We start from the raw sequence: 1,169 nt of genomic DNA, 5'->3' as shown, positions 1-1,169 counted from the left end.
ACAAGGTAGCCGTATCGGAAGGTGCGGCTGGATCACCTCCTTTCTATGGAGAATCGTTACCCGCAGCGGTAACATTCAGCTGGGTTTATCCCACAATCGCTTTGCATTGCAAAGCACATCTTACTTACTCGTTGTTCAGTTTTGAGAGAGCAATTGCACTTTCATAACTGCGTTTGGTGGCGATAGCGGAGGGGTTCCACACGTACCCATCCCGAACACGACCGTTAAGTCCTCCAGCGCCGATGGTACTTGGACCGCAGGGTCCTGGGAGAGTAGGACGTTGCCAAGCGCAACCCTAATAGGGGTTACATTATTTTTACACATAAGGGCCTTTAGCTCAGCTGGTTAGAGCGCACCCCTGATAAGGGTGAGGTCGGTGGTTCGAGTCCACTAAGGCCCACCATTTAACTTCATGTTTACTCTATGGGGCCATAGCTCAGCTGGGAGAGCGCCTGCCTTGCAAGCAGGAGGTCAGCGGTTCGATCCCGCTTGGCTCCACCATATGATTTCTTAAAGACTTTGATCCTTGAAAACTAGATAACGAAACGAAGAATTGCGTAAATTAGAATTCCTTTAAACCAAACTTGTGTATACAAGTTTGATATCTAAGGTAGCGCGAAGGTTGTTCGTGTTTGAGATCCTTTGCGATCTGTGCAACAGAGCTCAAACACGAACAACCGGAGCATTTGGTTAAGCTACTAAGAGCACACGGAGGATGCCTAGGCGCTAGGAGCCGAAGAAGGACGTGGCGAACAACGAAACTGCCTCGGGGAGCTGTAAGCAAGCTTTGATCCGGGGGTGTCCGAATGGGGAAACCCGGCTGTGGTAATACGCAGTCACTCGTAACTGAATACATAGGTTGCGAAGAGGCAGACCAGGGGAACTGAAACATCTAAGTACCCTGAGGAAGAGAAAACAAGAGTGATTCCGTCAGTAGCGGCGAGCGAACGCGGAACAGCCTAAACCAAGGAGCTTGCTCCTTGGGGTTGTGGGACGTCTCACATGGAGTTACAAAGGATTAGGGTAGGCGAAGAGATCTGGAAAGGTCCACCGTAGAAGGTAAAAGCCCTGTAACCGAAAGTCTAATCCCTCCGAGACGGATCCCGAGTAGTGCGGGGCACGTGAAACCCCGTATGAATCTGGCAGGACCATCTGCTAAGGCTAAATAC

Annotated in this window: 2 tRNA genes and 2 rRNA genes; all 4 read left to right on the top strand. The window is 50.5% G+C overall.

Going from position 1 to position 1,169, the window contains the following annotated elements:
• Positions 1-172: 172 nt before the first annotated feature.
• A 5S ribosomal RNA gene (gene rrf, locus J2Z69_RS19065) occupies positions 173-289 on the top strand.
• A 37-nt stretch (positions 290-326) separates the two neighbouring features.
• Positions 327-403: transfer RNA gene (locus tag J2Z69_RS19060), tRNA-Ile, on the top strand.
• A gap of 22 nt (positions 404-425) precedes the next feature.
• Positions 426-501: transfer RNA gene (locus J2Z69_RS19055), tRNA-Ala, on the top strand.
• Positions 502-688: 187 nt separating this feature from the next.
• Positions 689-1,169: ribosomal RNA gene (locus tag J2Z69_RS19050) — 23S ribosomal RNA — on the top strand; the annotation flags it as partial.

The organism is Paenibacillus shirakamiensis (assembly GCF_017874255.1).
In the GTDB taxonomy this organism is placed as follows: Bacteria; Bacillota; Bacilli; order Paenibacillales; family Paenibacillaceae; genus Fontibacillus; species Fontibacillus shirakamiensis.
The sequence above is the reverse complement of the archived record's forward strand: the minus strand, read 5'-3'. Positions and strand labels throughout refer to the sequence as shown.